The 24,579-nt window shown below is 60.5% G+C and carries 23 protein-coding genes and 1 tRNA gene; 17 read left to right on the top strand and 7 right to left on the bottom strand.

Annotated features, from left to right (window positions below):
• Nucleotides 1-6: 6 nt before the first annotated feature.
• The 9 genes from IEX36_RS02640 to IEX36_RS02600 all read left to right on the top strand — a co-directional run bounded on the left by IEX36_RS02640 (nucleotide 7) and on the right by IEX36_RS02600 (nucleotide 7,592).
• On the top strand, nucleotides 7-1,245 hold the full coding sequence (locus IEX36_RS02640; protein ID WP_188757782.1) for an efflux RND transporter periplasmic adaptor subunit: 1,239 nt from the start codon (nucleotides 7-9) through the stop codon (nucleotides 1,243-1,245).
• 2 nt (nucleotides 1,246-1,247) lie between these two features.
• A complete protein-coding gene (locus IEX36_RS02635; RefSeq protein WP_188757781.1) occupies nucleotides 1,248-2,225 on the top strand; it encodes a tetratricopeptide repeat protein in 978 nt (325 codons plus the stop codon).
• 56 nt (nucleotides 2,226-2,281) lie between these two features.
• A complete protein-coding gene (locus tag IEX36_RS02630) occupies nucleotides 2,282-3,628 on the top strand; it encodes a TolC family protein (RefSeq protein ID WP_188757780.1) in 1,347 nt (448 codons plus the stop codon).
• Between the two features lie 152 nt (nucleotides 3,629-3,780).
• Entirely contained in the window at nucleotides 3,781-5,259 is a 1,479-nt protein-coding gene (gene hpnJ / locus IEX36_RS02625; protein WP_188757779.1) for a hopanoid biosynthesis associated radical SAM protein HpnJ, read from the top strand.
• A 92-nt stretch (nucleotides 5,260-5,351) separates the two neighbouring features.
• A complete protein-coding gene (locus IEX36_RS02620) occupies nucleotides 5,352-6,071 on the top strand; it encodes a lysozyme inhibitor LprI family protein (protein WP_188757778.1) in 720 nt (239 codons plus the stop codon).
• 42 nt (nucleotides 6,072-6,113) lie between these two features.
• Nucleotides 6,114-6,371: an AbrB/MazE/SpoVT family DNA-binding domain-containing protein gene (locus IEX36_RS17685; protein ID WP_188757777.1), complete on the top strand. Its 258-nt coding sequence runs from the start codon at nucleotides 6,114-6,116 to the stop codon at nucleotides 6,369-6,371.
• Nucleotides 6,368-6,766, top strand: coding sequence for a type II toxin-antitoxin system VapC family toxin (locus IEX36_RS02610; protein ID WP_188757776.1), 399 nt, complete (start codon nucleotides 6,368-6,370; stop codon nucleotides 6,764-6,766). The genes IEX36_RS17685 and IEX36_RS02610 overlap by 4 nt, the downstream gene beginning before the upstream one ends.
• Nucleotides 6,763-7,203, top strand: coding sequence for an EamA family transporter (locus tag IEX36_RS02605; protein ID WP_188757775.1), 441 nt, complete (start codon nucleotides 6,763-6,765; stop codon nucleotides 7,201-7,203). Before IEX36_RS02610 ends, IEX36_RS02605 begins: the two co-directional genes overlap by 4 nt.
• Nucleotides 7,203-7,592 carry a DMT family transporter gene (locus tag IEX36_RS02600; protein ID WP_188757774.1) on the top strand — a complete coding sequence of 130 codons (390 nt, stop codon included), beginning with the start codon at nucleotides 7,203-7,205 and terminating at the stop codon, nucleotides 7,590-7,592. Before IEX36_RS02605 ends, IEX36_RS02600 begins: the two co-directional genes overlap by 1 nt.
• Before the next feature lie 9 nt (nucleotides 7,593-7,601).
• On the opposite strand, the gene hpnE is transcribed toward IEX36_RS02600, so the two are convergent.
• From hpnE to IEX36_RS02580, 4 genes are read right to left on the bottom strand one after another with little or no spacing between them, the layout of a single operon-like run.
• Complete coding sequence (hpnE, locus tag IEX36_RS02595; RefSeq protein ID WP_229668659.1) at nucleotides 7,602-9,107, bottom strand: hydroxysqualene dehydroxylase HpnE; 1,506 nt, start codon at nucleotides 9,105-9,107, stop codon at nucleotides 7,602-7,604.
• Complete coding sequence (locus IEX36_RS02590) at nucleotides 9,005-9,910, bottom strand: phytoene/squalene synthase family protein (protein ID WP_188757773.1); 906 nt, start codon at nucleotides 9,908-9,910, stop codon at nucleotides 9,005-9,007. The genes hpnE and IEX36_RS02590 overlap by 103 nt, the downstream gene beginning before the upstream one ends.
• Nucleotides 9,907-10,848: a squalene synthase HpnC gene (gene hpnC, locus IEX36_RS02585; RefSeq protein ID WP_188757772.1), complete on the bottom strand. Its 942-nt coding sequence runs from the start codon at nucleotides 10,846-10,848 to the stop codon at nucleotides 9,907-9,909. Before hpnC ends, IEX36_RS02590 begins: the two co-directional genes overlap by 4 nt.
• On the bottom strand, nucleotides 10,845-11,924 hold the full coding sequence (locus IEX36_RS02580) for a zinc-dependent alcohol dehydrogenase (RefSeq protein ID WP_188757771.1): 1,080 nt from the start codon (nucleotides 11,922-11,924) through the stop codon (nucleotides 10,845-10,847). Before IEX36_RS02580 ends, hpnC begins: the two co-directional genes overlap by 4 nt.
• A gap of 118 nt (nucleotides 11,925-12,042) precedes the next feature.
• On the opposite strand from IEX36_RS02580, the gene IEX36_RS02575 reads away from it, so the two are divergent.
• Genes IEX36_RS02575 through IEX36_RS02560 form a run of 4 tightly spaced genes read left to right on the top strand, consistent with a single transcriptional unit; the run spans nucleotide 12,043 to nucleotide 14,750 of the window.
• A complete protein-coding gene (locus IEX36_RS02575) occupies nucleotides 12,043-12,822 on the top strand; it encodes an MlaE family ABC transporter permease (RefSeq protein ID WP_188757770.1) in 780 nt (259 codons plus the stop codon).
• Nucleotides 12,823-12,829: 7 nt separating this feature from the next.
• Nucleotides 12,830-13,669, top strand: coding sequence for an ABC transporter ATP-binding protein (locus IEX36_RS02570; RefSeq protein WP_188757769.1), 840 nt, complete (start codon nucleotides 12,830-12,832; stop codon nucleotides 13,667-13,669).
• A gap of 20 nt (nucleotides 13,670-13,689) precedes the next feature.
• Nucleotides 13,690-14,091: a DUF302 domain-containing protein gene (locus tag IEX36_RS02565; RefSeq protein WP_188757768.1), complete on the top strand. Its 402-nt coding sequence runs from the start codon at nucleotides 13,690-13,692 to the stop codon at nucleotides 14,089-14,091.
• Nucleotides 14,092-14,105: 14 nt separating this feature from the next.
• Complete coding sequence (locus IEX36_RS02560) at nucleotides 14,106-14,750, top strand: YdcF family protein (RefSeq protein ID WP_188757767.1); 645 nt, start codon at nucleotides 14,106-14,108, stop codon at nucleotides 14,748-14,750.
• A gap of 119 nt (nucleotides 14,751-14,869) precedes the next feature.
• On the opposite strand, the gene IEX36_RS02555 is transcribed toward IEX36_RS02560, so the two are convergent.
• Nucleotides 14,870-15,727, bottom strand: a complete 858-nt coding sequence (locus tag IEX36_RS02555) for an SCO family protein (protein ID WP_188757766.1) — start codon at nucleotides 15,725-15,727, stop codon at nucleotides 14,870-14,872.
• Nucleotides 15,728-16,240: 513 nt separating this feature from the next.
• Between IEX36_RS02555 and IEX36_RS02550 the strand changes: the two genes are divergently transcribed.
• Nucleotides 16,241-18,133 (top strand): alpha-L-arabinofuranosidase family protein, encoded by a 1,893-nt coding sequence (locus IEX36_RS02550; protein WP_188757765.1) that lies wholly within the window; start codon nucleotides 16,241-16,243, stop codon nucleotides 18,131-18,133.
• A gap of 84 nt (nucleotides 18,134-18,217) precedes the next feature.
• On the opposite strand, the gene IEX36_RS02545 is transcribed toward IEX36_RS02550, so the two are convergent.
• A complete protein-coding gene (locus IEX36_RS02545) occupies nucleotides 18,218-21,457 on the bottom strand; it encodes a TonB-dependent receptor (protein ID WP_188757764.1) in 3,240 nt (1,079 codons plus the stop codon).
• Nucleotides 21,458-22,160: 703 nt separating this feature from the next.
• Nucleotides 22,161-22,514 carry an FtsB family cell division protein gene (locus tag IEX36_RS02540; RefSeq protein ID WP_188757763.1) on the bottom strand — a complete coding sequence of 118 codons (354 nt, stop codon included), beginning with the start codon at nucleotides 22,512-22,514 and terminating at the stop codon, nucleotides 22,161-22,163.
• Nucleotides 22,515-22,782: 268 nt separating this feature from the next.
• On the opposite strand from IEX36_RS02540, the gene IEX36_RS02535 reads away from it, so the two are divergent.
• The 3 genes from IEX36_RS02535 (at nucleotide 22,783) to IEX36_RS02525 (ending at nucleotide 24,470) form a co-directional block, all read left to right on the top strand.
• Entirely contained in the window at nucleotides 22,783-23,376 is a 594-nt protein-coding gene (locus IEX36_RS02535) for a biotin transporter BioY (protein WP_188757762.1), read from the top strand.
• A gap of 43 nt (nucleotides 23,377-23,419) precedes the next feature.
• Nucleotides 23,420-24,274, top strand: coding sequence for a menaquinone biosynthesis family protein (locus IEX36_RS02530; protein WP_188757761.1), 855 nt, complete (start codon nucleotides 23,420-23,422; stop codon nucleotides 24,272-24,274).
• A 120-nt stretch (nucleotides 24,275-24,394) separates the two neighbouring features.
• Nucleotides 24,395-24,470: transfer RNA gene (locus IEX36_RS02525), tRNA-Lys, on the top strand.
• Nucleotides 24,471-24,579 lie beyond the last annotated feature (109 nt).

Below are 24,579 nucleotides of genomic sequence, written 5' to 3'. Positions count from 1 at the left end.
TTCTGAATGCCGACCACAGAGACAAGACGCCTGAATCCTTACCTGCTGTGGGGCATCTTTCTCGCAGTTATCCTGCTTGTTTTCATCCTCGTTCACGCGTTCACCCGCGAGGACGTTGAAGTACGTGTCGCCCCGGTCACCCGCCAGAACGTGATTGCCACCACCCCAACCAATGGCAAAGTTGAGCCTGTCAACGAGTTCCAGGCCCATGCGCCAGCACCTGGTGTCGTAGGCAAGCTTTATGTGAAGGTCGGTCAGCAGGTCAAAGCAGGAGATCTGCTCGTCACCATGAACAACTCCGACGCTGCAGCCAGGCTCGCCGCAGCCAATACTCAGTTGAGCACCGCCCAGGCCGCCATGCACAACATGGAGCAGGGTGGCTCACAGGCTGAACGCCTCGACCTTTCAAGCCAGCTCGACCGCGCTCGGATGCAGCAGGCACAAGCGTCCAAAAGTCTCACCGCACTCGAGCAGCTTCAAGCCAAAGGCGCCGCCTCAGCGAGCGAAGTTGCCGCTGCGCACGAGCGTCTTCAATCCGCCAGCAGCACGGTAGAAAATCTTCAGCTTCGCGGCACCGAAAGCTACAGCCCGGCCGACCAGGCCCGCGTCCGCGCGCAGCTCGCCGACGCCAGGGCTGCCGTCGCAGCCGCTCAAACCGGCTACGCCGACGCAAACATCCGCGCACCATTCCCCGGCACGGTCTACTCCGTCCCCGTCTCGCAATACGACTTCGTCTCGGCGGGCGAAGACCTGCTCGACCTCGCCGACCTGAACAAGATCCAGATCCGCGCCTACTTCGACGAGCCCGAAATCGGCAAGCTCGCCGTCGGCCAGCCCGTCAGCATCGAGTGGGATGCAAAGCCTCTGCAGCGGTGGCATGGTCACATCAGCATTGCGCCAACGACAGTGATCACCTACGGCACTCGCAACGTCGGCGAATGCCTCATCACGGTCGATGATGCGCACGGCGACCTCCTGCCCAACACCAACGTCACCGTCACCGTCACGACCTCGCAGCGCTTCAACGTGCTCAGCGTGCCTCGCGAAGCCCTCCACGCCAACAACGGCGACTTCGTCTTCCGCATCGTCAACGGCAAGCTCGTTCGCACGCCTGTAGTCGTCGGCGTCGTCAATCTCACGCGCGTTGAAATCGTCAGCGGTCTTAGCGAAAACGACACGGTTGCTCTCAGTTCAATCAGCAACCGCGAGCTGACCAACGGCCTCGCCGTCAAGGCGGTCGAATAGTCATGCGCTTCTCGCTTCAGCAGACCGTTCTGCGACCGCTCGTTTTCTTCGTCATCGCATCCTCTCTCCCTGCATTCGCAGCGGGCGACACCGCACAGGCCAATCTTCTGCTGCAACAGGGCAAGGTAGATCAGGCAAGCACACTACTCCATCAGGCCATCTCCGAGCAGCCCGGCGATGCAGGGGCTCATGCTCTGCTTTGCCGTGTCTACTACGCGCAGGACATGGCAGACTCCGCCGTCTCCGAGTGCGAAAAGGCCGCAAACAACGCACCGAACGACAGCGACACACAGATGTGGCTCGGCCGCGCATACGGCCTCAAAGCCTCGCACGCCAATCCCGTCGTAGCCTTCTCCTATGCGCGCAAAGTCGCCTCTTCATTTCAGCGCGCCATCCAGATCGACCCCGACAATGTCCACGCCATGAACGACCTCGGCGAATACTACGTCGACGCGCCCGGCATCGTCGGCGGAGGCATCGACAAAGCGCAAAACCTCGCCTCCCAGATGCGCACACGCTTCCCTGCCCAGTCTCATCGTCTGCTCGCGCTCATCGCCGAAAAGAAGGGCGACCTCACCACGGCAGAATCTGAGTTCAAAGCAGCAGCCGACGCAGCTAAGACCCCCGAAGCCTACGTCGATCTCGGCCACTTCTACCAGCGCCATCACGAGCCAGACAAAGCCGTCGCTCCACTCCAGGCCGCCATCGACGCCGACCGCCACCGCGACGCCGCGCTGGTCGACGCCGCCAGCATCCTAACCGCCGCCCATCGCTCACCGGACCTCGCCGAGAGCGTTCTCCGCGAGTATCTCGCATCCTCCGCCAAATCCGACGCCGCACCAGCCTTCAAGGTCCACATGCAACTCGGCAACCTGCTCGCCAGCCGCGGCGACACAGAAGGCGCCCACCGCGAATACGCTGCCGCGCTCGCACTCGCATCCCACTACGCACCCGCGCGCAAAGCCCTCCAGGGGTCGTAATGAGAAAAGGCGTTAGCATTAAGAGCAGTCAGCTCCCGGGAGACACTCCACACCGTATGACCGCTCTGCTTCGCCCGCTGCTTCGACAGATGCTCGCCTGTGCTGTGCTTGTTCTGGCAGCCTCGCCCGCCGTGGCGCAGATCTCCTTCATCTCAGCCATCGACCTCGCACAAAAAAACAGTCCGAAGGTGCAGGCCGCCGAAGCTGCGGTAGCCAAGGCGCAAGCGGCGCTTCAAGGTGCTCGCGATGTCTACATCCCAACCGTCTCAGGCGGCTCAGGGCTGGGCCCGCCCTCCTACGGATTTCCCCTCGGGCAGCCCTCCATCTTCAACTTCACCACGCAATCGCTGGTCTACAGCTTCTCTCAGCCCGATTACATTCGCGCTGCCCGCGCAGCGCTCGAGGCTGCGAACCTTTCCCTTAAAGACGCGCGTGATGCCGTCGCCGAAGACGTCGCGCTGACCTATGTCGCGCTCGACCGGGACACGCAGCGCCAAACCGCGCTCGCGCAGCAATCCGGATACGCCAACCGCCTCGTCGATATCGTCCAGGAGCGTCTCGACGCCGGACAGGACAGCCAGATCGGCCTCACCACCGCCCGGCTCACCGCAGCACAGATTCACCTCGCCGCCCTCCGCGCCGACGACGACACCATCGCCGACGAGGCCCACCTGGCACACCTCATCGGGCTGCCCGCCAAAGACCTCACCATCGACTCCGCAAGCATCCCGGTCATTGCCGCGCCCACCGACCAGCCCGCGACAACGCTCCCCGCCACCAGCCCAGCCGTCGCCGCAGCCTACGCCAATGCCCGCGCCAAAAGCGAGATCGCCTGGGGAGACGCGCGCTATCTCTGGCGTCCCCAGATCACATTCGCTGCCCAATACAGCCGTTTTGCCTCCTTCAATAACATTCAGGACTACTACCTGAAGTTTCAGCACAACAACGCTTCGGCCGGCATCGAGATCACCCTTCCCATCTTCGACGCCGTACACAGGGCCAAGGCCCGCGAGTCCGCCGCTGACGCAGTTCTTGCCAAGCACGACGCCGACGCCGCCCGCGACCAGTTTCTCGAAGGCCGCCAGAAGCTCCAGCACGCAACCTCTGAGATCGCCGCCCAGGCCGAGGTCGCCATGCTCGACCAGCAGCTTGCCCAGCAGCAGCTCGACGCCATGCTCATCCAACTCAACTCCGGCACAGGAGACCCCGACAAGCCGCAGGTGAGCCCTAAAGACGCAGAACTCGCCCGCATCGCCGAGCGCACCAAGTACCTAGCCGTGCTCGACGCGAAGTTTGAGATGCGCCAGGCCGAGATCAACCTCATGCGCCAGACCGGGCAACTCGAAACATGGCTCAAGTCCGCCGCCGCAGCGCCGCCGTCAGTCTCGACCACAACTCCCTAATCCTTCCCTACCCGCACCTGCTTCCTCAATCCCGGAGAAAGCACTAAAAACAGGGCACTTTTCGCCGCATCCTGCGCACTCGAACCACAAACGGAAACACTAAGAAAATCCGCCGGATAGGGCACCTTGAATGGTAAAATCAGACCTATACCATGCCCCTGAAAACACTGTTTCTGAACCCGCCTTCGTTTGAGAACTTTGACGGTGGCGCCAGCTCCCGCTGGCCTGCTACGCGCGAGATCGAATCCTACTGGTACCCGGTCTGGCTGGCCTATCCCGCCGGCATGCTCGAAGGCTCACGCCTCCTCGACGCTCCGCCGCACCACATCTCCGCCGACGAGACCATCGAAATCGCCAAAGGCTACGAATTCCTCGTCCTCTTCACCTCGACCGTAGGCTGGAGCGGCGACCACGGCCTCGCCCGCGCCATCAAGAAGGCGAACCCGTCCATCAAGATCGCCTTCGTCGGCCCCCCAGTCACAACCGACCCCGACCGCGCCCTGAACGAGTGCGAAGTCATCGACTTCGTCTGCCGCCGCGAGTTCGACTTCTCCATCGTCGAGTACGCCAACGGCAAGCCGCTCAACGAAATCCTCGGCATCTCCTACAAAGACGCCAACGGCGTCATCCAGCACAACCCTGACCGCCCGCAGGTCGAAGACCTTGACGCGATGCCCTGGGCCACCAAGATCTACAAGCGCGACATGGACGTCACCAAGTACAACGTGCCGTTCCTGCTGCATCCATACATCGCGCTCTACTCGACGCGCGGCTGCCCGGCGCAGTGCACCTTCTGCCTCTGGCCCCAGACGCTCTCCGGCCACGCCTGGCGCAAGCGCTCCACCGACGACGTCGCCGCCGAGCTCAAGTGGGCGAAGGAAAACTTCCCGCACGTCAAAGAGTTCTTCTTCGACGACGACACCTTCAACATCCAGAAGGACCGCACCATCGAGCTCTGCGCCAAACTCAAGCCGCTCGGCATCACCTGGTCCTGCACCTCGCGCACGACGACCCACCGCGACACCCTCAAGGCCATGAAGGACGCCGGCTGCCGCCTGCTCATCGTCGGCTTCGAGTCCGGCGACCCGCAGATCCTCAAGAACATCAAGAAGGGTGCCACTGTCGAGCGCGCGCGCGAGTTCGTCAAGGACTGCCACGACCTCGGCCTCGTCATTCACGCCGACTTCATCCTCGGCCTGCCCGGCGAGACGAAGGAGTCGATCCGCAACACCATCAACTTCGCCAAGACGCTCGATTGCGAGACCATCCAGGTCTCCGTCGCGCACGCCTACCCTGGCACGGAGTTCTACGACTTCGCGAAGAAGGGCGGCTTCATCACCAACGAGAAGATGGAAGACGGCGGCGGCCACCAGATGGCGCACATCGAATACCCCGGCCTGCCCACCGAGTACGTCATGGAGCAGGTCCATCGCTTCTACGACGAGTACTACTTCCGCCCGAAGGCCGCCTTCCGCGTCGTCTGGAAGGCCATCGTCAACCGCGACGTTCCGCGTCTCTATGTAGAAGCCAAGTCCTTCATGAAACTCCGCTCGCAGCGCAACAAGGCCGCCAAGGCCAAGGCCGAAGAGAAGGCACTCAAGCAGCAGGAATCCGTCAGCATGAACGCATAGGATTCACAAACCCTCTAGGTCAACGCGGCTGGCGAATTGCCAGCCGCGTTCCTTTGCGTATAACTTTTCTGCCAGACGTTATGCGACCTCTCATGGCAGCCATCTTCCTGTTCCTTGGACTGAGCGCCACATCGTTTTCACAGAAATGTGACTACGGTAGCGAAAAGGCATTTCAGGCCACGAGACAGTTACTCTTGAACGCCACCTCCTGCCGCGCCGCATCCAGAATCCTGGACGAGTGCGCATGGGGATCAAGTGCTGATCAGGAATTCTCTATCATTGCAGTCAAAAAATGCGAGGCTGATTTCCTCCCAAAGCTCACACCAGTGATGAAAAAGCGTTATGTGGAAAAGATGATGCTCTGCGATCAGAGATACGCCGACGGGAGCGGAACAATATCCATCTCAGAGGCAGCAATTTGCAGAATGGGCGTTGCCTATAACTTTTCGCGCAACCCCCAAAAGGCCGCAACCCCTCCACCGCGTGCAAGCTTTCCATGCGCAAAAGCTGCCACTCCCCTGGAGTATGCAATCTGCTCAGACTCTGAACTTGGACATTTCGATGTGTTTCTATCCGAAAACTACAAGGCAGTCCTCAAATCCTCCTCTGCGAAACAGCAAAGCATACTTATTGCCGACGAGAAGAAGTGGCTCAAGGAACTTCCCGAGAAGTGCGGTGCGCTTACAGGCCACGGCCAATCATCGGAAACTCTTAACTGTTTAAGGGAAGAGTTCAAACGCCGCGTCGATCTTCTCGACTCATGCTCGATGGGTGGTCCGGATGAGTGTGAAGCAGAAATATCCCGCCCCTAAAAACCTTGCCATAGGTAATACTTTGCGGATAAAGTAATACTTATGGAATCCGCGCTCACTATCAAAGGCCAGATCACCATTCCCAAAGCAATGCGGGAAAAGCTCCACCTTGCGCCAGGTGATAAGGTGAAGTTCTTTCTTCACCCTGACGGCAGCCTCGCCATCCTTCCGAAGCTCCCTGCCTCTTCTTTGAGAGGAATGCTCCGTTACTCAGGCCCCCCGGTCTCTCTCGCAGAGATGGAGGCTGGCATTGCTCATGGCGCTACGGCCAGATACCGGCGTTATCAGCGGCAGAAATGATCGGCCTCGACACCAATCTCCTCGTCCGCTTCATCATGCAGGACGATCCGATTCAATCCAGACAGGTTCGGAACATCATCGAGCGCAGATTGACGGAACGTAACCCCGGCTTCGTCAGCCTTGCGACGATCCTTGAGACCGCTTGGGTGCTCGAAAGCTCCTATCGACAATCAGGAAAACAGATTGCCGAAGCGGTCCATCGTATCCTCCAGGTCGAGACCTTCGTCATCCAGAACGAACAGGAGGTCTATACCGCAATGATTGCCCTCGAAACTGGTCTAGGTTCGTTTGACGATGCCCTGATCGCCGCTCTCGGCTCCTGGGCTGGCTGCACGTCCACACTCACCTTCGACCGCAAGGCCTCGCGTATGCACGGCTTCGAACTCCTCGCATGAAGCACGCACTCAAGCCCTCCCAATACGCCATCCTCGTCGCCGTCATGCTCACCGCATCGGTCGGCGACACGCTGCTCTCGCACGGCATGAGCCAGATCGGCCCCGTCGATCTCCACCACCTCGGCCTGCTCTTTCGCGCGCTCGCCAATCCCTACATCATCTCCGGCATCGTGCTGCTCATCGGCTTCTTCGCCAGCTACATGACCGCGCTCAGTTGGGCCGACCTCACCTTCGTGATGCCCGCCACAGCCTTCGGCTACGTCGTCGTCGCGCTGCTCAGCCGCTTCTGGCTGCACGAGCATCTCTCGCTCTATCGCTGGGCCGGCATTCTGCTCATCGTCTGCGCCGTAGGCTTCGTCGCAGGCGGTCCATCCCGCACCGACCACGAGCCCACGCACCACGAACTCGACGTCATGGACTCAGGAGCAGGCCGCTGATGCACTCCGACCATCTCCTCCGCACATGGAGCTGCATCCTGGGCGTCGCCACGCTCGCCATCCTCGGCGAAGTCCTCATCGCCGCAGCCATGCGCAAGCTCGGCGACCTCGATATCATCCGCGCCCGCAGCGGCCTCGCGGGAGCCATCCGCGCCGTACTCTCCAGCCCACTCTTCCTCGCCGGCGCGCTCTGCATGGCGCTCAACTTCTTCGCGCTGCTCTTCACCCTGAGCGTGGTCGATCTCTCACTCGCCGCCCCCGCAACAGCCTCGCTCACCTACGTCGGCAACGCCATCGCAGCCAAACTCTTCCTCAAAGAAAACGTAGACCGCCGCCGCTGGCTCGCAGTCCTGTTCGTCTGCGTCGGCGTAGTGCTGCTGGCGAAGTAACGCAGGCCGTTATCCGCGACTGAACCACCGCATCAATCCGCTCGCCGGAATCTCCGGCGCCATAAACCGCATCCGCTCGCCGACAACCTCACCCGCCGCCAGCCTGCCGCTGCGCACCCCACCCTCCATCGTCGAAGGCCACTCCGTCTCGGTCCAATCCCCCGCAAGAAACAGCCCCGGCCACGCCGTCCTCTGCGCCGGCCGAAACGCATCGAGCCCCGGCATCACCGAAAACGTCGCGCGCGCCTCCTTCAGCACGCCGCTCTTCACCACCTTCGCCGTCTTCACTTCAGGAAAGAACATCGCCAGCTCCCGCAGCGCCGACGAAAGTATCTCCTCCCGCGTCATCTGCAACTGCGCCTTCGAGCCCGCAATCACCAACTCAACGTAGCTTCCCTTCTCCGGCGCATACCCACGAATCCGCGACTTGTGAAAGAACCACTCAATCGTCGTATCGAGCAGCCACGCGTGATCGAGGTCCGTAATCTCGCGATCAAACCAGAGCAGCACCGAAGTCAGCGGCGAATGCACCTGCCGCGCCATCTTCTCCTCAAGCACCGCACGCTCCGCCTCACCGCTCACTAACTGGACCGCAGGCAACAACCGCTGCGCCTGCTCAAACGGAATCGCCAGGATCACCGCCCCAGCCACATAATCCGCATCCGCAACACCCACGCGCCAGCCGCCACCCGGCAACTGCTCCATCCCCTCAACACTCGCCCGCAGCCGAACAGTCCCACCCCGCGCCTCAATCAGCCGCGCCACGTCCCCATAAAACTCACTCAGCGGAACCGTCGGAATCCCCAGCAGCCCACCCGCCGAAGACTTGATAAACAGCTCATGAAAGATCTTCCCCGCATAGCGCGTCGAGCAGTTCTGAATCCCATCATTCAGAGTCGCCATCAGAATCGGCTTCCAGAAATGCCGAATCGAGCGCGCCGTCTGCCCCGTCCTCTTAAGCCACGCCTCCACACTCTCCGAGTCATCCAGCGGATAGCCACGAAAGAACTCCATCAGCCCCCGAGCCATCCCCAGCTTGTCCTTCCACCCGAGCATCGACATCGCCGCAAAGCTCGGCGCAAAGTGCAGCGGCGCCGGCAATCCGCTCACCGCAATCCTGCTCGCGACTCCGCCCGGCTCCAGAAACGTCTGCTCGTCGTACCAGCGAACCTTCCCCGCGCTTCCCGCCTCATTCGTCAACTCAATCAGGTTCGTGCAGCAACCCACCAGCACATGCTGCGAATCCACCACCTCGCCCAGCGCCGGATGCTCATACGAATACGCACGCCCACCCACATAAGGCTTGCGCTCCAGCAAAGTCACGCTCCTGCCCGCACCAGCCAACGCCGCCGCAGCCGCAAGCCCCGCAGGCCCCGCGCCCACGACGATTACGTCGCACTGCTGCGTATTCTTCAACGGCTCCGCCTGTTCCGCATCGCCATCAACGCCCCACGCGCCAGCAGCACCAGCTTGCCTGTCGTCGGCACCCGCACCCGCGCCGAGAATACATCGCACTTCTTCACGCGAATCTTCATCAGCAGGTCGTAGTAAATCATCGCCAACACCCACAACGCCGCGCGGCTGTCCGCATCAATCAGCGGCATCAGCTCATTCGCCGAGCCATAATATATCTCCGCCCGCGCCGCCATCTCCTCCAACACCGCGCGATCGTTGTCTTTCATCGCAGCGCCAGCAGCCAACTCCTTCACCCGCTCCACCGTCACGCCGTGCGCAGCCATCCTGTCCAGAGGAAGATACACGCGCCCGCGCTCCACATCTTCCTTCACATCGCGCAGAATATTCGTCAACTGAAACGCGATGCCCGTCTCCTCCGCCAGCTTCTCCGCGCGCTTGTCTGTGTAGCCAAAGATCCGAATGCACACCAGCCCCACCACCGAAGCCACCAGGTAGCAGTACCGATACAGCTCAGCAAAGTCCGCACACGTCTGCACCTCGCCTGCGCCCTCAGCACGAGGCTCCAAATCCATCGTCGTGCCCTCGACCAACTCCTCCAGCAGCGCATCCGGAATCGCAAACCGCCGCTGCGTATCATTCAGCGCAAAGAACACCGGATCATCCGTAACGCCACTCTGCCGCGCCGCGCGCCACTGCTCCACCCACTCACGCATCACCACTCTGCGCTCGTCAATCGGCATCGACTCATCATCAGAGATGTCGTCGGCCCTACGCATAAACGCATACACCGCGCACATCGCGTCGCTCTTATGCTGCGGCAACACACGAAAGGCGTAGTAAAAATTCTTCGCCTCCCGCTTTGCGATCGCACGGCAAACAGAATAGGCCTGGCTTGTGGTCAACGGGCTTTCCTCACGCGCATCTTGCCCGCCAACGCGCCCGCCAGCAGCCAGAGCTTCTTCGTCTTCGACACCACCGGCCTGCCGCGCAGTACATCAAAATGCTCCGCCGCAATGCCATCCAGAATCGCCTCGCCGCCTTTGCCGAACAGGTCCAGCGTCACCGCCAGTTCGTGATCAACTTCAGCACTTACCGGACGGCCTTCACGCAGCATCGCGCGCGTGCGCACAACCAGGTCCTCCATCATCGCGCAAAACCCCGGTGTAAACACGCGCCCTGCAAGCTGCCCATCCTCCACGCCAAATCGCTCCATCGACTCCGCCGGAATATACCGTCGCCCGCGCTCCGCATCTTCCACCACATCCTGCCAGAAGTTCGCCAACTGCAGCGCCGTGCACACCTTGTCCGAGAGCAATGCTCGTGGCTCATCCTTGTATCCGCAGATCCAGAGCACCAGCCGCCCCACCGGGTTCGCCGAGTAGCGCGAGTACTCGAGCAACTCATCCCACGTGTTGTACACCGTCTTCACCTGGTCCATGCGAAACGCATGCAGCAGGTCATGAAACAACTGGCGCGGAAGCCCGCACGCCTTCACCGTCTCATGCAGTGCAACAAACACCGGATGCATCGACCGCTGCGGCGTGTCGTAGCACTCATCCAGCATCGACCCCCACTCATCCAGCAGCCGCAGCGCAATCGTCGGACTCTCCACCTCATCGCCCAGGTCGTCCGCCACCCGGCAGTACGCATACAGGCTCTCGAAGTGCTGCCTCACCGCGCGCGGCAGAAACCACGTCACCACATGGAAGTTCTCATAGTGCGACGTAGTCAGCCTCTTGCACCACGCCTGCGCCTCCTGAAGCGTCGGCCGCTCCAGCGGAGTCAGATACTCGGTCGGCGCGCCCAGCAGCGCATGCTGCGCCACACTTGTGTCGCTCATCGCGTCACCTCAGCCGGCACGCCATGCGGAAACACCGCCGTCTTAATCTCGCGCGAGCTTCCATTCCTCGTCATCATGCGCGCGAACACCGCCGGGACCGCATCCAGCCCAACCCGCCCCGTAATGTACTCCGCACACTTCAGCTTCCCGCTCGTCACCAGCTCGAACGCAGTCCGGCAGGTCGCGGGCGTATGGTGAAAACTCGCCTTCAGCGTAATGTCTCCATAGTGCAGCCGATTCGTATCCAGACCCACCTTGGTCCCACTCGGCGGCCCGCCAAAGAAATTCACCACACCACCCTTGCGCACCATCTCGACCGCCCACTCCCACGTCATCGGAGTAGCCACAGCCTCAATCACCACATCCGCCCCACGCCCCGCAGGAGTCAGCGCGCGCGTCGCAGCAATCACATCCTCCACCTCATCCAGGCGAACAACCTCCGCCGCGCCAAACAGCCGCGCCGTCTCCACCTGGTCCGCGCGCTTCACCACGGCAATCACGCGCACGCCCGCACTCCGCGCCACATCCATAAACATCAGCCCAATCGGCCCCGCGCCAATCACCACCATCGTGTCGCCAGCCTTCGCGCCGCTCTCTTCCAACCCGCGAACCACGCATGCCAGCGGCTCCGTCAACGCGGCATGTTCAAACAAAACGCCATCTGGAATCCGCAGCGTGTTCTTCTCCACAATCCGCGCCGGAATCCGTATGAACTCGGCATACGTCCCATTGTTGAAGAGCAGGTCCTCGCACAGATTCTGCTGCCCATGCGTGCAGAAAAAGCACGCATCGCAAGGCGCCGAATTCAGCGCAACAACCCGATCGCCCACGCGAAACGCCGCCACACCCGCTCCAACCTCTTCCACCACGCCGGCCAGCTCATGCCCAAACGGAATCGGCGGCTTCAGCATCATCGCGTGATACCCACGCCGATACACCTTCAAATCCGTCCCGCAAGTCAGCGCCGCCTCCACCCTCACCAGCAGCTCGCCCGCCGCCGGACGCGGCACGTCCACCTGCTCCAGCCGCAGGTCTTCCTTGCCATACAGCACTGCTGCCGTCATCTCTCTGCTCATCCCATCTATTTTCTCATTCCAACTGCACGTCTGCACCTCCTCTAAGCCGCACACTCTGCAAAACTTCCTGAAATCCTCACCCTGCCCGCCGCATCTGATAAAGTGAGCCTGATAGCCCATGCCCTTCGTCTCGCCAGAGGTCTACGCCAAGGAAAAGATCGCGACCGTTCAGGACTACGCCATCATGTCCTGGCACGCCATCATTAATATCTTTTCCGGGCCACGCTACTGGGCCGACATCTTCACCCAAATGGACTCGATCGGCGTCGGCTCCATGCCCATCGTCGTCCTCACCGGCTTCTTCACCGGCTGCGTCCTCTCGCTGCAATCGGCAACCACACTCCTGCGGTTCGGCTCCATCAACCTCACCGGCAATCTGGTCGCGCTCTCCATGGTCAAAGAGCTCGGCCCCGTGCTCACCGGCCTCATGGTCTCCGGGCGCAACTCCTCCGGCATGGCCTCCGAGCTCGGCTCCATGAAAGTCACCGAGCAGATCGACGCCATGCGCGCCCTCGGCACCGACCCACTGCGCAAGCTCGTCACACCGCGCCTCTACGCGACCGTCTTCATGCTCTTCTTCCTCACCATCATCGCCGACGCTGTCGGCATCGGCGGCGGCGCACTGGTCAGCATCGGCCTGCTTGGCCTCAACGCCTCCGCCTACTTCCACAACTCCTACCAGGCGCTGTACTACGCGGACGTCGTCCAGGGCCTCACCAAACCGCTCTTCTCCGGATTCATCATCGCCACCGTCGGCTGCTTCTTCGGCCTCAGGACCAAAGGCGGCACGCAGGGCGTCGGTAAAGCCACCACGCAGGCCGTCGTCGTCGCCTCCGTCTTCATCATCATCGTCGACTTCATCGTCAGCCGCGCGATGATCGGCATCTTCGGCAGGTGACCAGGCCATGCCCGCCGAAACCCTCACCACCGCGCAACCATCCACGGCAACCGCCGAGCCTCAATCCGTCGTCGTCTTCGACCACGTCTCCATCCGCTTCGACCTCAAGTGCGTCCTCGAAGACATCTCCTTCACCGTTCAGCACGGCGAGACCCGCATCATCCTCGGCCCCGCCGGCGGTGGCAAATCCGTTCTGATGAAGCTCGCCAACGGCCTCATCCAGCCCGACTCCGGCACCATCCACGTCTTCGGCGAAGAGGTCAGCTCCATGCCTGAAAGCGAACTCTTCAAGCTCCGCGGACGCATCGGCATGGTCTTTCAGGAGTCCGCCCTCTTCGACTCACTCTCCGTCGAAGACAACGTCGCCTACCGCCTCCACGAAGAGCACGTCCCCGAAGCCGAAATCCACGCTCGCGTCGTCGAGGCCCTCCGCTTCGTCGAGCTCGAGCACGCCATCGACAAGTTTCCGCCCGAGCTCTCCGGAGGCATGCGCCGCCGCGTCTCCATCGCGCGCGCCATCGTCACCAATCCCGACCTCATCCTCTACGACTCGCCCACCGGCGGCCTCGATCCCATCACCTCGACCACCATCATCGACCTCGTCATCAAGCAGCGCGACGTCACCCAGACCACGTCCCTGCTCATCACCCACCGCCTCCAGGACGCATTCCTCCTCGCCCGCAACCGCTTCAACCCGAAGACCGGCGCCATCGAACCCATCCCCAACAACGGCATCGACCCCCGCACCAAATTCCTCGTTCTCAACGAAGGCCGCATCGTCTTCGACGGCACCACCGAAGAGCTCGTCCACACCACCGACCCCTGGCTCAAAGACTATCTCTCCTGAAACCGCAGCATTGGAGCCTCATGACCGCCCAGAACACCATCCAGAACGGCATCATCTCGCACCTCAGCCCCTACACCGTCCCCGAAACCATCGACCGCCTCGCATCCATCCTCCAGGCCAAAGGCATGGCCATCTTTGCCCGCGTTGATCACAGCGGCGAAGCCGCAAAGGTCGGCCTCACCATGCCTCCCACCCAGCTCCTCATCTTCGGCAACCCACGCGGAGGCACGCCCATCATGCTCGCCGCCCCACTCTCCGCCATCGACCTCCCACTCAAAGCCCTCGCCTGGCAGGACGCCGCCGGAAAAGTCTGGCTCAGCATCAACGACCCACGCTACCTCCAAACCCGCTTCGCCCTCACCGACGAGGTCCTCAAACCCATCGCCGGTCTCGAATCTCTTATCCTGCAGGCGCTCGCCTGATACCATTGCTTCCCGTGAAGCTCTTCAAGCGAATCCTGCTCTTCGCCTCGGTCATCCTCTTCACCTGCGTGCTCGTCCTCTACGGCACCTACATCACGCTGCCCACGCACAACACCACAGCGACGCACTTCGACACGCTCATCGTCCTCGGCTGCCCCGCCAAGCTCGACGGCACCCCATCACCCGAGCAGCGCGAGCGCGTCCTCGAAGCCGTCCGCCAGTACAAAGCCGGCGTCGCACCCAACATCATCATGACCGGAGCCGCCGCCCACAATCAGTTCGTCGAAGCCCACGTCATGGACGAGTTCGCCCAATCGCAAGGCGTCCCCGCCTCCGCCATCACCGAAGAGCCCCAGGCCCAGGACACCGTCCAAAACATCTACTACTCCGCGCAGATCATGCACGCCCAGGGCTGGGGCTCAGCCGAAATCATCAGCAGCCCAAGCCATCTTCCCCGCGCCGCACTCATCGCCAACACGCTCAACATCGACCAGCCCACACTCTCCATCAACTGGAGCACCCACCCCGCGCACTGGCCGCCCGAATACACTCTCTGGCATCGCCTCAAGCTCTACACCGGAGAAGCCCGCAGCTGCTTCTCCCTCCGCTTCCACGGCTTCCCCAACTCCAAGTTCCTGCCCAACCCCTACATGAACTAAGCCGCCGACACAAATCAGCACAGCACCCGAAGCAACCCGCAGGCCTTTTGCATTTCCATTCCGCAGCGCAGCGGAGGAATCTGCTTCTCGTCTCCGTCGGCAAGGCATTCGAAGACCAGCTAAGCCGCCGCCCCCGTCGTTCGGCGCTTCCGCGTCAGGAAGTAGAACATCAGCCCAATCCCCACCAGCGTCAGCATCGCCGCAAACCCCAGCAGCCGCAGCACCGCCACGGTGTACTTCCCCGCCGACGGCACATAGTTGCAGCAATACAGGATCACCAGGTCCTTGAACGTAGCAATCTTGTTGTGCGAAGCATTCACCAGCGCCAGCCGCACATCGCGCACTGGATAATCAATCCCCGCCAGGTACTCCGACATCTTCCCCTCGGGCGTAGCAAACATCACCACACTCGAATGAGCAAACTGGTCCATCTTCCCATCCGGCCCCGGCACGCGCACAAAGTGAAACCCCGTCGCCTCGCTTAGCGCTGTAATCGCCGGCTGCTCCCCCGTCAGAAAATGCACGCCCGCCTCAGCCGTCGGCCCCGTCTGCCCCAGCGTGTCCAGAAACTCCTTCTTCGCCGCAATCGCATCCTCCGGCTTATCCATCGGATCGATGCTCGCCACCACCACGTCGTAGTCTTTGCCCACAGTGAAGTCGGCGCCCTTCAGCCCCACCGCCATCCCATGCAGCACCTGCGGGCAAAGCATCCCGCAGTGAAAATAAACCAGCGCCAGCGCCACCGGCTTCTGATGAAAATAATCCCCCAGCGCAACCGTCTTGCCCGACTCATCCACAAACTGCGCCGAAAGCGGCAACGGCTGATTCAACCGCTCCACAATCCCCGCACCCTTCAGATACGAAGGCTTCTCCTGCGCTGTAGCCCCCAGCGGCTTCGAAAACACCTGTCCATAGACCGCGCCACCCAAAACCATCCCACCCAAAGCCAGCCCCAACATCACTCGTCCAAACCGCAACAAAACACCCTCCCGCCACTACCCCACCATGTTACGCCTCGCACGACCTGTCGTTCTCTCGATGACCCTTTGCAATTTCCACTCCCTCTTGCATTTCCATTGCCTTCTTGCAGCTCTATCCTCTTTTTGCATTTCCATTCCGTAGCGCAGCGGAGGAATCTGCTTTTGCATTTGCTGTCGCGAGAGTGCCTGTCATCCTGAGCGAAGCCCCTGAGCGAGCCGTTGGCGAGTCGAACGGGGCGCAGTCGAAGGACCCCGAGACCGTATCGACAGCCCATACCGCCGCTCCCTTTCAGCCACAATCCACTCTTGCCGGGTGCCCCATTCATGACGCAGCCTTATCGCGTCATGGGTGGGGTCTACCGCAGCCCAGCCACACAAAGCAGCCAAATCGTTTAACCAAAAGAAAAAATCTCACACTCCCCAAACCACACCCGCATCAGCTACTATGGATGGCGCACAACCAAAACACAAAGAAGTAAACGTTATCCCAAGCTACCCCAAGGACGATCAATGCGCCTTCACCGCTACGCAGCCTTGCTCCTCGCAGCCATTCCCGCCTCCCTCATCGGCCAGACCGCAACCCTCACCATCGACACCGCCACCCCCAAAGCCAAAGTCAGCCCCACCCTCTACGGCCTCATGACCGAAGAGATCAACTACTCCTACGACGGCGGACTCTACGGCGAGCTCCTCAGCAACCGCACCTTCCATCCCTCATGGAGCGGCGTCGACAACTGGACCCTCATCCAGAACGGCGACGCCCACGCCACCATCGCAGGCGACAAGACCACCGGCCCCAGCTCCGCCCTGCCTCACAGCCTCAAGCTCACCGTCACCTCAGCCGACGCCCACGCCTCCGCAGGCTTCCTCAATGGCGGCTACTGGGGCATCCCGCTCCACCCCGACACCACCTACCACGGCTCCTTCTACGCCAAAGCCGACACCGACCTCGGCCCCATCACCATCCGCCTCGTCAGCAACAACACTGGCACCGTCGAAGCCAGCACAACCGTCGCCGCGCTCACCTCCGACTGGAAGCAATACACCTACACGTTGAAGACCGCCGCACTCACCCCATCCTCCACCAACCACATCGAGTTCACCGTCCAAAAGCCCGGCACCGCGTGGTTCTCGCTCGTCTCGCTCTTCCCGCCGACCTACAAAAACACGCCCAACGGCAACCGCATCGACCTCATGCAGAAGCTCGCCGCCATGCACCCCGCCTTCCTGCGCCTGCCCGGCGGCAACTACCTCGAAGGCGACACCATCGACCAGCGCTTCCAGTGGAAGAACACCATCGGCCCGCTCGTCGACCGCCCCACCCACATGAGCCCCTGGAACTACCGCTCCACCGACGGCATGGGCCTGCTCGAATTTCTCGAATGGTGCCAGGACCTGCACATGCAGCCCGTCCTCGCCGTCTACGCCGGATACTCACTCAAACAGCAGCACGTCAACCCAGGCCCCGACCTCGAACCCTACGTGCAGGACGCGCTCGACGAGATCCAGTACGTCACCGGCAGCACCTCCACCAAGTGGGGAGCAGAGCGCGCCAAAGACGGCCATCCCGCGCCCTTCCCCCTCACCTACGTCGAGATCGGCAACGAGGACGAGTTCGACCACTCCCACACCTACGACGGCCGCTACACCCAGTTCTACAAGGCCATCAAGCAGCAGTACCCGCAGCTCCAGCTCATCGCCACCGCGCCCGTCACCAGCGTCCGTCCCGACGTCATCGACGACCACTTCTACCGCTCCGCGCAACAATTCTTTGAAGACGTCCACCACTACGACACCACCGACCGCAGCGGCCCCAAGACCTTCGTCGGCGAGTGGGCCACACGCGAAGGCGGCCCCACCACCAACCTCGGCGCAGCGCTCGGCGACGCCGCATGGATGACCGGCATGGAACGCAACAGCGACCAGGTCATCATGGCCAGCTACGCGCCGCTCTTCGTCAACGTCAACCCCGGCGGCATGCAGTGGTCAGGCGACCTCATCGGCTACGACGCGCTCTCGAGCTACGGCTCGCCCAGCTACTACGCGCAGGAGATGTTCTCCACCAACCTCGGCGACGAGATCCTCAACGCCAAACTCGACACCACCAACCCGCGCATCTTCGAGTCCGCAACGCTCGACTCACACAACCACCACCTCTACCTCAAGCTGGTCAACGCCTCCACTACACCGCAAACAGTCAAGATCACCCTCGACGGCGCAGCGCACGTCCACGCCACAGCAAAGGTCACAACACTCACCGGCAAGACCACCGAAGAAACAAACTCCATCACCGACCCAACCCGCATCGTCCCCCAAACCTCCAACATCACCAACGCAGCCAAAACCTTCACCCACACCGTCCCCCGCTACGCCATCCAAATCCTCGACCTGACCGTGGAATAACAGTCTTTTCTGCAACGCCACAAACGCTCGGGTGCCCAATCACGCTGCAAAACTGCTTGATCGGGCACCCAGAGCATGGGTTTATTAGAACGTCAGTCGTCCAGACAATTGAACTACGCGAGGCGCACCTGCCGTCTGAATCTTGCCGAAACTTCCGCTGGTGAACGTTGTTCCAGGACCGCCGAAGTTCGTGTGATTAGGTGCATTGAACGCTTCGGCCCGGAATGTGAAGTTGAACCGCTCGGTGATTGGGAAATTCTTGAGCAGGCCAACGTCCGAAGACCAACTGCCTGGGCCCGTTATGCTGTTCCTGCCGGAGTCGCCGAAGGTGCCTAGGGCATTCTCAGTGAATGCAGCGGTGTTGAAATACTCGGCCAGTTTGCTTACGCCCGCCGGGCGCGCCGTCGAGACACCCGGAACGCGGTCCGCAAGATCATTCGTTCCGGAGTTGGTTGTAGGTCCGCTCAGTGAATTATCTACTCCGCTGGAGACGCTGAATGGGAGCCCTGATTGCAGGGATGTGATTGTCGTCAGTTGCCAGTGGTTGAGGGCCTTATCGGCAAAACCATGGAACCGGGTGATGACAGGGATGTCGTACACCAGTGAAATATTCGCAATGTGTTCGGGGTTGAAATCGCACCGCGCGTAGTCGGCATTTACATTGAATTTGTTAATCACGCTCACGCTACCCGTGGTATTCGAGTCATTGTCCAGGCACTTCGACCATGTGTAATTGCTAATGAGCGTCAGGCCTTTCTCGGTATGCCTGTTCAGGCTTACCTGAAAACCGTTGTAATTGCTTAGCTGAAAGTCCCGCACGGACTGAACCGAAGCGAGACCTGCATAGGGTCTACGCGAATTGACGTTTGCCTCCGTGGACTTTCCGGGAATGTAGATGGCTGGATTTGCTTCGGTGGAGTCCATGCCTTTGATCATCCGATTCCCAATGTAGCTCAATGAAAATCCCATGTTGTACTGAAGTTGCCGCTCAAAGGTCAGGTTCCACTCCTGCACATAGCTCGTTCCTTCGTGCGGAATAAGCGCCGAGGTCGTCACTGGAAGATTGAAGACATAGGTCTTCAAGCCAGCGGGAGTTACAGGTGTCCAGGGAAAAGGCGATCCGCCCGGGACCGTGGCGTAGGGATCCTCAAAGCTCTCTGGCGCGGACACGCTGGTTGCCAGGCTGCGGAATGCCGCGGTGTTGCCTGAAAATCGCTGCATGTTCAGGGGCATGGGGCGGAAGAAGATGCCATAGGCGCCACGCACTACAGTTTTTCCCTGGCCAGCGATGTCCCAGGCAAACCCAACACGCGGCGCGACGTTCGCCATGTGCCGGCTGAAGATTGCATGGGGCAGGCCATTGTCTCCGGAGAACACAAGTCCCAGAGGAGCATTCGGTGCTGCAGTCGACTGAACTCCGGGCTCAAAACCAACCTGCGGCGCCACCCGATCGACGGACGGGAGCCATGGAGCGTACCTTACACCAAGGTTGAGTGTCAGATGCGGCAGGGCCTTCCAGTCGTCCTGAATCCACGGCTGGATCTGGGTCTGATACATGTTCTGCGCCTCGGTTCCATGCTGTGCGAACTGAAATGGCAGGCCCAGAAGCACGTCTGCGATGGCGTTGCCTGAATTCTTATATGCCGCCGAACTGGTGCGGCTGCCATTGAAGGTCCACTGTCCCTCCTGAAAAGAGCGGTCCCAGGCGTACTCATCGTAGCGGACCGCATCGAGGCCAAAACGCATCAAGTGGGCGCCGTGCTCCCACACAACGTGCGTTCTGTACTCAAAGGTCTTGGGCGTCAACGTAATCGGTGTGCCGCTTACGAAGCTGGAATACCCGCTAATGCTGACCGACAACTGATGAGCCGCCAACGCATCGAGCGTCGCGACTGGCACATTCACCCCGGGAAGACCCTGCGGCAGAAAGGGCAGCCCGGCTGCGGACCGCTGGCGTCCAACGTCCGTATAACCGAAACTTCCCGTTAGAATGAGGTTCGGGCTGAAGGTGTGGGTATCGCTGATCATCGCATTACGGTTTTTGAAAGCGTCATTGCCGTATGGATTCTGCAGCGCGGTCGTCTGCTCTTGAAAGGTGTAGGAATCGTAAAAGAAGCGCGCCACCAGGTGGTCCTTCGATGTCAGTTGATGGTCGATCCTGCCGAGTATCTGGTTGTCATTCAGGTTGCTTCTGGGCAGCGAGTTGTAGGTGCCATTGCTCTGGTTGGCCGCGGGGAAGAATCCGAGTACCGTCACCATGTTCTGGTCAAAGCGCGAGGATGGGATCTTGTTGCCAGGGAATGGAGCTCCAGTGTTCGGGTCGATAATCAGCGTACTCAGAGATGAAAAATCACCGGTCAGATAACTCGCCGGCGGAACGATGGCTACCGAAGGGTTCGCGCCACCAACTGTGCGCGTCGCCTGATACGACAGAAAATAGAAAGTCTTGTCCTTGAAGATCGGCCCGCCCAGCGAGCCTCCGAACTGGTTTCGCTTGAAAGGCGTCGCCGAGGTCGAAAAGTAGTTCTTCGAATCGAAGACATTGTTGCGCACGTACTCAAAGAGCGAACCGTGAATCTGGTTCGTACCGGATCGAGTCGTGAATTGAACATTCGCGCCAGAACCGACCTCCGACGCATCGAAGTTGGAGGTTTTCTCTGTAAATTCCTGCAGCGCGTCGGGACTAGGCAGGACTGGGGCTGTCCCGTAGTGCGGGTCAATGTAATTGACTCCATCCAGCAGATAGCCGTTGTCTGTCCCCCTGTTCCCATTCACGGCCACTCCCTGGTTGGCAGATTGCCAGTTCACTCCTCCGGTCGCAACCGCGCCCGGAGCAAGCAGCACCAGCTGTAAGGCATTGCGGCCATTCAGCGGCAGGTTTTGCATACTCTGCTTTTCAACCGAGGTCTGAATCTCGGACGAGGTCGGCTGAATCTCCTGGCTCGTCTCTGTCACTTCGACCGACTGTGTCATTTGACCGATCTGCAGGGCCACCGGTATATCCACGCTGTGCCCGGTCGCCAACACGATGCCTTGTCGGTTAGCCGCGGAAAATCCAGCGTGAGAGATTGTCAGGTCATAGACGCCGATTGGCAGGTCGGGAAATCGGAAGATTCCTTCGTTGTTCGTAAGTGCAGTATGTTTGAGGCCTGTTCCCTGGTTGGTGCACACAACGGCGGCCGCAGGCACAATCGCTCCTGACGCGTCAGTAACGGTTCCAGTGAGGTTCGCCGTCGATTGGCTGGACGCGCTTCCTGGCACGAGAAGCAGTGCGGCAATGAGGGCCACGATTCCATGCCTCGATAAAACTTCCGTGATTTTCATATCCATCCTCCTTGAAGTATCATCCGTTACAGATTGTTTTATTTTCTTTTGTTATCTATTCTCTGAACAAAAATCTGAAACGCCCCTCGTAGTTTCACGGAAAGTCCGCTACTTCTAATTCAAAGCTCTGCGCTGACGTGAAATTATACGAAGGATATTGATACAGCCTATTGATTTTTGTCAAGTATTGAAGATATAAAAAGACATAATTAGAAATCAGTAGACACTCAGGGTCATTTTTCGCGAAAGCGAAAATCCCTCTCCAATAGCCGGTTATCGGTGGAAGGGCACGGCTTCAGCCGTGCCCTAAACAAGACGCGCGAAGCGCCTTCCACTCTCCCCTGAGCGAAGTCGAAGGGCCGGAGTGAAGCCCAAAGGGCGAAACGACCCAATCCCCCGCGTCACAAATTCCTGTCAAGAGGAACAACTTGAGAAAATCGAGTCAACCCACTCATTCCAATCAGGATATTTTCTCCGCAAAGTTGGCGGTTTAGTTTCACTCCATCCGTTAAAATAAAAACAGAACAAACAAGAGAAAGCCCCGGCCAAAACCGGGGCTTTACTCATTTGAAATGAAGACTTTGCGAGGAGAGAAAATTGGAGACCAATCAAACCAGCAACTTACACACTCCATCCCAACCAAAGTCCAACCCTAACCCAAATCAATCGAAGACTTTGCCCCAAAAGTATGGGGGAGGGGGTCCTACTTGGCCGCAGGAGCAGGAGCCGCCGGCATGGTGTAGATCACCTCGCCCGGCCGCGTGTAGTGGAGCTCCTCCCGCGCCTGGTGCTCGATCGCGTTCGGGTCACTCTGGAGCCGCCCCACGTGCGCCTTCATCTGGTCGTTCTCCTGCTGGAGCTGCCGCATCTCCCCTTGCAGCCGGTGGTACTCCACCCGCTTCTGCTGGTAAGCCGTCAGCCCGTTCTGCCCGAAGATCACGTGGTATCCCATCATCAGCGCAAGCAACGCCGCTGCGCCGGTCGCAACCTTGCGCCAGCCGCCATCCAACGCCTGCCCGTACCACCGCTCAAGCCGAACTCGCGAAACCAGACTCATCCACTCTCAGTGGAAATTCCAAGAGCACCGCGGTCAAGTGGAAATCCAACGAACGCCGAGCGCGAACCAACTTCATACCGTCCACATCCGGAAAATCCCTCCACTGCACAAACCGCCGCACCTTGATATCCTGAGTAAGCCTCATGCACATCCTCTTCATCATCTCCATCGTCGCCTTCTGCGCCCTGGTCTTCGCCGCCGCAGCCATTGCCCGGCACATTCACGCAGACGCGAGCGCTCCCACTGAACGGGAAAGGAACCTCCCAGCATGAACTCCACGCTCTCCCACTCCGGCATCGCCCAGCGCACCGAGTCGTTCACCCAGACCCTTCCCGGAAAGGCCACGCTCGCCGTCGCCGCCACGGCACTGGTCGCCGTCTGCGCCCACATCTCCTTCCCACTCCCCTTCACCCCCGTCCCTCTGACGCTCCAGACCTTCGCCGTCATCCTCGTCGGCCTCGCACTCGGCCCCGTCGTCGGCTTCTCCGCCCTCGCGCTCTATCTCCTCGAAGGCGCCGCCGGACTCCCGGTCTTCAGCCCGCAGGGAGCAGGCGGCATCGCCCAGCTCGTCGGTCCCACTGGCGGTTACCTCTTCGCCTACCCGCTGGCTGCCGCCGCCGCAGGCTGGCTCGTCCGCACCCTGCCCGGAATCAACTCCCGCTTCACTCGCGCGACCATCGCCAGCGTCGGAGCCACCGCCGTCATCTTCGCCTTCGGCGCGGGCTGGCTGGCCTACTTCGACCACCTCTCCACCATCGCCGTCTGGACACTCGCCATCGTACCGTTCCTGCCCGGCGAAGTCCTCAAGATCGCAGCCGCCTCCGGCATCTACAGCACGCTCCAGCGCACAAAGCGCTCCTAAGCTCACTCAACCAGAAATCCATACTCTGCCAAGGAATCCCGTTATGACCGTCGCCAGCGCCGCAGTTCGAGAGATCACCATCGCCCACAGCCCAGACTCCGATGACGCCTTCATGTTCTATGGGCTGGCGACGAACAAGGTCCGCGTCGCGGGCTACAAGTTCACCCACACCCTCACCGACATCGAGACCCTCAACCGCCGCGCCATCGACGAAGCCTTCTACGACGTCACCGCCATCTCCTTCCACGCCTACCCGTACCTTCAGGACAAGTACACCCTGATGGCCTGCGGCGGCAGTGTCGGCGAGGGCTACGGCCCCATGATTGTCGCCCCTCGCAAGCTCACGCTCGATGCGATGAAGAAGACGCGCATCGCCGTCCCCGGCACGCTGACCACTGCCTACCTCACTCTGAAGCTCTTTGCGCCCGAAGTCGAAACCGCCGTCGTACCTTTCGACAAGATCATCCCTGCCGTCGTCGCGGGCGAGTTTGACGCCGGCCTCATCATCCACGAAGGCCAGCTCACCTATGCCAATAACGGCCTGGTGAAGCTGCTCGACCTCGGCCAGTGGTGGCGCGACGAAACCAACCTGCCGCTCCCGCTGGGCGGCAACGCCATCCGTCGGTCTCTCGGCAAAGAGACGATGTTGACCACAACCAATGCGCTGCGGGACAGCATCCAGCACGCACTCGATAATCGCGAGGCGGCACTCGACTACGCGATGCAGTTTGCTCGCGACCTCGACCCCACGCTGGCCAACCGTTTCGTCGGTATGTACGTCAACGAGCGCACGCTAAACTATGGCGAAGACGGCCGTGAAGCCATCCGCAAGCTGCTTGAGATGGGACACGAACGAGGCATCATCCCCATCCGCGCAGATGTGGATTTCGTCGGCTAAAAATCAGCTTCGAGAGCCACACTCCCCTCTCGAAGCTGTGCTATTCTTAACAAGTCAGCAAGTTGCGAACAGGCCAGCAGCAAGGCGTGTCACCGCTCCAGGCGACCCACAAACCAAACCGGACGCGTAGCTCAGCTGGTAGAGCATTCGACTCTTAATCGACTGGTCGTAGGTTCGATCCCTACCGCGTCCACCACTTCCCTCCCTCCGCACAAGATTCGTTCTTCAGCTTAAAATCAGATAGTTGTAAACCTACGACTCAAAGCGTAACCTACTGGCTTTCCTCGTCTCCTACGGAAGGAGTT

It is taken from the genome of Edaphobacter acidisoli, assembly GCF_014642855.1.
Lineage (GTDB): Bacteria > Acidobacteriota > Terriglobia > Terriglobales > Acidobacteriaceae > Edaphobacter > Edaphobacter acidisoli.
Note: the sequence above shows the minus strand (reverse complement) of the source record. Positions and strands in the feature narration are given on the sequence as shown.